The sequence below is a fragment of the Microbacterium sp. BF1 genome, assembly GCF_019279095.1.
GTDB lineage: Bacteria > Actinomycetota > Actinomycetes > Actinomycetales > Microbacteriaceae > Microbacterium > Microbacterium maritypicum.
The window spans coordinates 1-6,293 of the sequence record NZ_JAGYWT010000115.1 but is presented as its reverse complement, the minus strand read 5'-3'; the positions used below and the strand labels follow the sequence as shown (position 1 = coordinate 6,293).

Genomic DNA, 6,293 nt, shown 5'->3' with positions numbered 1-6,293 from the left:
TGCGTCGAAGGCCATCTTCGTGCCGCGCGGCGTGGGCAACTCCTACCAGACACTCGAGCCCGACACCGCGTACACGTATCTCGTCAACGACCACTGGTCCGCGGACGCGTCCTACTCCTTCCTGAATTCACGCGGCATCAACCTGCTCGTGCTCGATGAGCCGACCAACCACCTCGACCTGCCCGCGATCGAGCAGCTCGAACAGGCGCTCGAGTCCTACGAGGGAACCCTGCTGCTCGTCACCCATGATCGGCGGATGCTCGCGACCGTGCAGACCGACCGGCAGTGGCGGGTGGAGGCGGGGCAGGTCGTCGAGGTATGACGAGCGTCTGCGTCTGCGTCTGCGTCCGCGGGTCTGCATAGGATGATTCGCGACGGAGAGCATTTGGGGGACTGATAGTGGATTGCAGCAGGTGTGGAGCTCGCATCGGAAGCACTTCCAAGTTTTGCGAGGAATGCGGTGCACGACGAGGCGTAGGCAGCGACAACGCGGTGAACACCGGGGGCGGTGACATCCATGGGGGCGTTGTCCAGGCAGGAGGCGACATCATCGTCGGCCCAGCCACACCGGAGCCACCGATTGCCACCTACGAGCCCGTGCCGCTTTGGCGTAGTCCTCTGACGCTGGCGTGGCTTTCGTGGATCGGGCTCCTCCTCGGCATAGCCGGCGTGATCCCTTTCTGGAAGCTCGTCGAGCCGATCGTAAAGCTCGTCAGCGGAAGCTCCGCCGATCAGCCGGGTCTCAGCCAGGTGATTTGGGGTGCGGTCCTTGTCGTCGTCATTTTCCTGCTCATCCTGACTCTCTCGTTGCGACGCACGGCGAAGACCGAGACGCGCCGCCCGCTCATGTTCGGTCTGGCGATCAGCGGACACGGCCGGCGCATCACATTCGAGCGGATCCGTGCGGAGAAATGTCCGAAGTGCGGAGGTAGCCTTCGCTACTACGACAAGCCGACCCAGTGGATCAACCATCGTGAGGCTAGCGGCCGGCGCTGGCGTGAGGTGACAGAACGGGTGCCTGCTCTCGAGTGTCGACGCAATCAGAAGCACTGGTTCGAGGTCGATCCCGCGGAGACCCTGGCGGGCTGACGTAGCCGACAGTCGCCTTTGCCCGATTCGACCGGCAACCTGATCTGCTGCCCGATCACCTCCCTGACCGCCCGCTCAAGATACGCTGGGACACGGCGGCTCCGGCCGCGGTCCGGTCGCTGGCGTCCGCCGTGGACGTTCCGCCTGAGTTCCTGACACCGACGGCACGAGGAGATTGACGCCGATGACCGACACCCAGATCTTCGAGCCCGACGGCCGCGCGATCCCCTTCGTCGACGAGGGCGACGGGCCGGTCAAGCTCGTCCTGATCCAGGAGCGCGATCTGGCTGCTGATGTTCTCGGCGTCGTCTCGCACTACCTCGCCGAAGAGGCGGGCTTCCACGTGCTGCGCATCGGCCATCGTGCCGAGGCCAAGCGCGAAGAGGTCTCGCTGGATGACCGTGTCGAGGATGCGCTCGCCGTGATCGAACACGTCGGGCTGGGCGACACGTGGGTCGGCGGCCATGGGTTCGGCGGCACTGTCGCGCGCGCCTTCGCTCTGGCGCACGCCGATCGCGTGAACGGTCTGGCTCTGCTCGCGGTCGAAGAGAGCGACATCCCGCTCGCGCCGGTGATGCCCGTCCTGATCATCCAGGGCACCAAGGACATCGATGCTCCGTTCGCCAACGGAGAGCAGCTGCAGTCGACGGCACCGGAGCGCGCGAGCGTGAAGAGCATCGACGGCGCCGATCACCTGTTCCCGATGACGCACCCGATCGAGACCGCGGTCGTCATCGAGGAGTACCTCGACTGGGACTGAGTCCTTCGCCGTCCCGCTAGCGGCCCTGCCGCTTCTTGTACGGCTTCGGCTGCCCCTTCACGGCGGGCGTGCGGCCCTTGCCCTTAGAGGCTTTGGCCTTTCCTCCGGCAGGGGCGGGGGCGTTGCGCACCGGCTCCGGAGCGGCAGCGACTGCCGTATTCGCCTCCACCAGCAGGAGCTCGCCGACGGGTGTCAGCCGCGTCGGGCCCTCGCGATGGACGATCGGATGGCCGACCTCGGCCTCGAGCTTGTCGATCGACGTGTAGAGCGAGGCCAGCGGAATGCCGAGTTTCTCCGCCGCACGAGGGAAATGCAGTTCCTCCGCGAGGACGACGAAGCGGCGGAGCAGAGAGATCTTCACGGTGGCCTTTCGACTGTTCGCACGGGTTTGCGAGCTCGTTCCAGGTTACGCGGTGCAGACAGACGGATGCCGCGACCGAGTCGGCCGCGGCATCCGGAATCCTTCGGTCAGGCGACCTGAGGTGTGACGGCGAACGAGACGGAGCCTTCGTCGTCCACGCCGGCATCGAGGATCTTGTCGTCGAGGGCGGCAGCGGCCGACTCATCGAGGAACAGCCGGGTGCCGGCGACCTCCACGACCTGATCCTGCGGCTCCGGGTCTGCGGCGACGAGCACGGCGAGGCGTGCACCGCCCTCCGGGCCCTGGGCCTCGGTCGAGTGGATGCGGAGCCCGGCATCCGGGGCGTCGGTCTGACGGCTGACGAGGGTCGTCACGATGGCGGAGGCGTTGTCGGTGAGGGTGAGCACGAGACTCTCCTTCCGGTCGGGGCATGTCACGGTCGCGACATGTCCGGGCTACGATGCCCCACCTCGGAGATGGTCTCAACACCCTTGCGCGGATTCGGAGGAGGCTCTTACCCTGCTCGCAGCTGCTTGCGCAGAAACACCTGCGCGGTGCCGTCGCCGTCGGGCACGCGCTCGTGCTCCTCGTACCCGCACGCCTCGTAGAGACGGATGTTCGCTTCGCTCAGGCTTCCGGTGAACAACTCGGCGACGTCAGCGCCCGACGCCTTCTCGGCGCTCTCGAGCAGCAGCCTTCCGATGCCCTCGCCCTGCATGTCGGGAGCGATCGCGATCCGGCCGATCAGGAGCACACCGTCCTTCTCGACGTACCGGATCGCGCCGACGAGTCGCCCGTCGATGCGCGCGGTCAGTCCGGACTCGGATCGGAGCTCCGCTTCCAGTTCGGGGAGCGTCTGCGTCAGGGGCGGCATGTCGACGCTTCCGTAGATCGCGGCTTCCGATACGAAAGCCGCGCGCTGCACGGTCAGCACCTCGCCAGCGTCGTCGTCGCTGATCGGGGAGATGACGATCTCCGGCTGCGTCGGGTCCTGGTCTTCATTCACTGCGTCTGCGTCACTCACCCGAGTCACATTCCGGGGTGCGTCCCCACGGTGTCAACCCCCTCGCCCCTGGCCACCGTCCGCACTAGCGTCACCCGCAGGAGGTCACACCATGGCTGAAAGCACAACGACCAAGAAGACCGGCTCGACGAGGGGCGCGGCGAAGACGACGAGGCAGCAGAACGCCGAAAAGGGATTCACCGCCTCGACGACGCTCGCGAACAACCTGCAGGCGGTGCTCGTCGACCTGCTCGATCTCGCGATCCAGGGGAAGCAGGCGCACTGGAACGTCGTGGGGCGCAGCTGGTCCCGCGAACCCGCGCCGGGAATCGGGGGCACCCGGTGCACGCGGTGAGGCAGGATCAGGGGATGTCGTCGACCTCGCCGTGCGGGATGATCGCGGCGCGGTAGCGCTCCACGAGTTCCCGCCATCCGGAACCCTCGGTGTCGGCGACGTAGGCATTCACGTTCGCGGTGCTCATCTCGACGGCGCGGATGAACTTGTTCATCATGTACCGGCTCACGATGCGGCCCTCCACAGGAAGAACGAACTGGATGCGAAGCGCGAGGTCGTCGCCTCGGCGAGGTCGGCGGGGCGGCCCTGCATCGCGGCGAGCAGGATCTTCCGGCGCGACTTCTCCTTGAGGCCGAGCTACCAAACGATCGATTTGATCGTTTGGTACCATTAGCCCATGACTGAAGTGTTGCCCGTCTCCGATGCCAAGCGTCAACTCGGCGCGCTCGTCGATCGTGCCCACCTCACGCACGAGCCCGTGTTCCTGTCCCGCCGTGGGCGTCGCGTCGTGGCCATCGTCGACGCGGATGAATTCGATCGACTTCGCGAGATCGCCGAGGACGCCGAGGACGCTGCCGCCGCCGTGGCAGCACGCCGCGAAGCTGCGGAAACCGAATCGCTCCCCGTGCCGTGGGAGGAAGTGAAGGCGGAACTGGGGCTCGTGTGAGCTATCGGATCGACATCGCTGCGCCGGCACAGCGGCAGTTGCGAAAGCTGGATCCGCAGGCCCGACGTCGCGTGCAGGCGGCGATCGAACTCCTGTCCGAAGAACCACGACCGCCCGCGGCGAAGATGCTCGCCAACAGCGATGGCGCGTGGCGCGTCCGCGTGGGCGACTATCGGGTGATCTACGACATCGAGGACGATCGTCTGGTCGTGCTCGTTCTCGCCGCAGGGCATCGCCGCGAGATCTACCGCTGAGCGAAGAGCCCCATGACCCCGGCGGGATAGAGGGGCAGCACCTCGGCGGCGTCGTCGAAGCTGCGCCAGACGACGGGAACCACCGCCCCGTCGCTCTCCGTGAGCGTCGCGCCCTCCGCTGCGGGTTCCGGATCGAGGCGTCCGGTGTACACGAAGACGATCTCGTGTCCGACGTCCCCGTCCAGGTGGAAGATGTTCTCCACCACCCCGAGGTAGCTCAGGTCCTGGATCGTCGCCGACAGCTCCTCGCGCACCTCGCGCCGGACCGCATCGATGTGGGTCTCGCCGACCTCGACGCTGCCGCCGATGAGGCGGTGATATCCGCCCGGATTCTCCGCGGTCGCGGCATTGACGCTGACCGCATGCGCGGTCCCTTGCACGTTCGGCGCGACGAGCATCGCCTTGACGCGGATATGACTTCGATCGATTGACGGAGCAGGCTCTACCATGATCGCCACGGCGATCCCCTGAATACGACGACCAAATCACGCACCGTCCGTCCAGTGGGTTTAGGTGCTGGAGGCAGGATCTGAAGACTCCTCAGTCTTGCTCTTGCGCACCTCATAGACAAAGCGAAAAATCCACGCCGCAGATGCGAGGAACGCGACGACCACAGTGACGTACGAGTACCACTCCGGTCCCACACCCTTGACGAGCGAGAAGATGCCAACGCTCAAGAAAGCGGCCGCCCCCAGCAGATTCCATTTTCCATAGCGCTCCATGATTAGCGACGCTACTTCACGGCTTCCCGATGCAACAGAGGCCATGTCAGAAGCGAACGCTAAGGATGGGTTGTGGGCCACGCATCACCAAACCATCGAAGGCTCCCTCTCCATCCGCCCCGAAGTACGTACTGATACGCGATCGACGGCGTCGCGTAGATGGTCCAGGCGATCGGGCCGATGACGCGGTCGGCGGCGGGCCCTGGCCCAGAGGCCGACCTTGCTGCTGTGCGGCGAACCGACGAACCATCTCGACATCCGGGCGCAGCGTGCTGACGCGCGAGCTCATCGCCCGCGTTTGGCGCGTCGACGCCGAGGTGCTGTCACGCCCTGGCAGCGACCGCCCGCTGATCGTGTTCGACGCGGAGCACGCACTCGCACGCTGATCGGAACCGTATGGCCGCAGCCTCAGCCGGCCTCGGCGGAGGCGAACTGCGGGACCACGACGAATGAGCCCAGTCGGTGCGCGAGTGCTTCCGCCTCGGCCTCCTGATCCGCCTGCTGATCCGCCTCCTGCGGAGAATCGGCGAACGCGGCGGATCCGGCACCCCCGCCCACTCCCGCCAGAACACAGGCCTGCGCGGGCTTTCGAAGCTGGTCGAAAGTCATGGGCAGGCTCTCGCAACGCGCATGTCCGCACAGCAGATGCGCGAGCTCGTGGATCACCACGTGCAGGCGGAACCACTGAGGATCGGCCCGGCGTACCGGGATCCTCGCCCGGTCACCGTCGAGGAGAACGAAGCGCGCGACCGCGTTCCATTCCTCCTCGTTCAGCACCTCGACCTCGATGTCCAGCCTCAGCAGGGCGGACGCCCGTTCCAGGATGCACTGCACACTCGTGCCGCACTCGACCTCCAACTCTTCGAAGAGTCGATCCACTCGACTTCGACCACTCACGATTCCCTCACCCCTCGCAAAGCCCGGCCCCCTTTCGGCCGGACAACCCTCACAGTGAAGAGACGAAGGTGAGGGCCCAGTCATTACGCCGAAACCCTGAGAACTTTCGGCCAGTCTTTCCGCGCCTCGGACTACGACTTTTGGGTCAGATCGTGCACAGCGAGGCCGTTCGAGGCCGAATCGACCGCGAACGGGGCAGTCGTGGCCGAGTCGAGCGCTGCGGCGGCGAGCGCTGCGGCGGCGAG

12 protein-coding genes and 1 pseudogene are annotated in these 6,293 nt (G+C 66.1%); 6 read left to right on the top strand and 7 right to left on the bottom strand.

Annotated features, from left to right (window positions below):
• The 3 genes and pseudogenes from KZA10_RS17790 to KZA10_RS06150 all read left to right on the top strand — a co-directional run.
• Nucleotides 1-322 (top strand): annotated as a pseudogene (locus KZA10_RS17790) (dTDP-4-dehydrorhamnose 3,5-epimerase family protein); the annotation flags it as partial.
• A gap of 170 nt (nt 323-492) precedes the next feature.
• Entirely contained in the window at nt 493-1,089 is a 597-nt protein-coding gene (locus KZA10_RS06155) for a hypothetical protein (protein WP_218682422.1), read from the top strand.
• Between the two features lie 184 nt (nt 1,090-1,273).
• Nucleotides 1,274-1,849, top strand: coding sequence for an alpha/beta fold hydrolase (locus KZA10_RS06150; protein WP_055864520.1), 576 nt, complete (start codon nt 1,274-1,276; stop codon nt 1,847-1,849).
• 16 nt (nt 1,850-1,865) lie between these two features.
• On the opposite strand, the gene KZA10_RS06145 is transcribed toward KZA10_RS06150, so the two are convergent.
• From KZA10_RS06145 to KZA10_RS06135, 3 genes are all read right to left on the bottom strand, one after another.
• The gene (locus KZA10_RS06145; protein ID WP_218682421.1) at nt 1,866-2,210 is read right to left on the bottom strand and encodes a LysR family transcriptional regulator; all 345 of its coding nucleotides are present in this window, start codon (nt 2,208-2,210) and stop codon (nt 1,866-1,868) included.
• A gap of 107 nt (nt 2,211-2,317) precedes the next feature.
• Complete coding sequence (locus KZA10_RS06140) at nt 2,318-2,617, bottom strand: hypothetical protein (RefSeq protein ID WP_017828684.1); 300 nt, start codon at nt 2,615-2,617, stop codon at nt 2,318-2,320.
• 107 nt (nt 2,618-2,724) lie between these two features.
• Nucleotides 2,725-3,234 carry a GNAT family N-acetyltransferase gene (locus tag KZA10_RS06135; protein WP_229778915.1) on the bottom strand — a complete coding sequence of 170 codons (510 nt, stop codon included), beginning with the start codon at nt 3,232-3,234 and terminating at the stop codon, nt 2,725-2,727.
• 91 nt (nt 3,235-3,325) lie between these two features.
• Here KZA10_RS06135 and KZA10_RS06130 point away from each other — a divergent pair, with 91 nt between their 5' ends.
• The gene (locus tag KZA10_RS06130; RefSeq protein ID WP_374196545.1) at nt 3,326-3,568 is read left to right on the top strand and encodes a hypothetical protein; all 243 of its coding nucleotides are present in this window, start codon (nt 3,326-3,328) and stop codon (nt 3,566-3,568) included.
• A 7-nt stretch (nt 3,569-3,575) separates the two neighbouring features.
• On the opposite strand, the gene KZA10_RS06125 is transcribed toward KZA10_RS06130, so the two are convergent.
• Nucleotides 3,576-3,737 (bottom strand): hypothetical protein, encoded by a 162-nt coding sequence (locus tag KZA10_RS06125; RefSeq protein WP_218682420.1) that lies wholly within the window; start codon nt 3,735-3,737, stop codon nt 3,576-3,578.
• Between the two features lie 168 nt (nt 3,738-3,905).
• Between KZA10_RS06125 and KZA10_RS06120 the strand changes: the two genes are divergently transcribed.
• Nucleotides 3,906-4,175, top strand: coding sequence for a type II toxin-antitoxin system Phd/YefM family antitoxin (locus KZA10_RS06120; RefSeq protein WP_218682419.1), 270 nt, complete (start codon nt 3,906-3,908; stop codon nt 4,173-4,175).
• Nucleotides 4,172-4,429 carry a type II toxin-antitoxin system RelE/ParE family toxin gene (locus KZA10_RS06115; RefSeq protein WP_055871362.1) on the top strand — a complete coding sequence of 86 codons (258 nt, stop codon included), beginning with the start codon at nt 4,172-4,174 and terminating at the stop codon, nt 4,427-4,429. The genes KZA10_RS06120 and KZA10_RS06115 overlap by 4 nt, the downstream gene beginning before the upstream one ends.
• Here KZA10_RS06115 and KZA10_RS06110 read toward each other — a convergent pair.
• The 3 genes from KZA10_RS06110 to KZA10_RS06100 form a co-directional block, all read right to left on the bottom strand.
• The gene (locus KZA10_RS06110) at nt 4,420-4,878 is read right to left on the bottom strand and encodes an NUDIX hydrolase (protein ID WP_256934476.1); all 459 of its coding nucleotides are present in this window, start codon (nt 4,876-4,878) and stop codon (nt 4,420-4,422) included. The two genes, KZA10_RS06115 and KZA10_RS06110, sit on opposite strands and share 10 nt — an antisense overlap.
• A gap of 60 nt (nt 4,879-4,938) precedes the next feature.
• The gene (locus KZA10_RS06105) at nt 4,939-5,196 is read right to left on the bottom strand and encodes a hypothetical protein (protein WP_218682417.1); all 258 of its coding nucleotides are present in this window, start codon (nt 5,194-5,196) and stop codon (nt 4,939-4,941) included.
• 363 nt (nt 5,197-5,559) lie between these two features.
• Nucleotides 5,560-6,030, bottom strand: coding sequence for a hypothetical protein (locus KZA10_RS06100; RefSeq protein WP_141385656.1), 471 nt, complete (start codon nt 6,028-6,030; stop codon nt 5,560-5,562).
• Nucleotides 6,031-6,293 lie beyond the last annotated feature (263 nt).

What these genes read in the sequence shown, in the direction of transcription:
- KZA10_RS06105 (WP_218682417.1), bottom strand. Translation starts at nt 5,196, where the DNA reads ATGGCCTCTGTTGCATCGGGAAGCCGTGAAGTAGCGTCGCTAATCATG.
- KZA10_RS06150 (WP_055864520.1), top strand. Translation starts at nt 1,274, where the DNA reads ATGACCGACACCCAGATCTTCGAGCCCGACGGCCGCGCGATCCCCTTC.
- KZA10_RS06130 (WP_374196545.1), top strand. Translation starts at nt 3,326, where the DNA reads ATGGCTGAAAGCACAACGACCAAGAAGACCGGCTCGACGAGGGGCGCG.
- KZA10_RS06120 (WP_218682419.1), top strand. Translation starts at nt 3,906, where the DNA reads ATGACTGAAGTGTTGCCCGTCTCCGATGCCAAGCGTCAACTCGGCGCG.
- KZA10_RS06110 (WP_256934476.1), bottom strand. Translation starts at nt 4,878, where the DNA reads ATGGTAGAGCCTGCTCCGTCAATCGATCGAAGTCATATCCGCGTCAAG.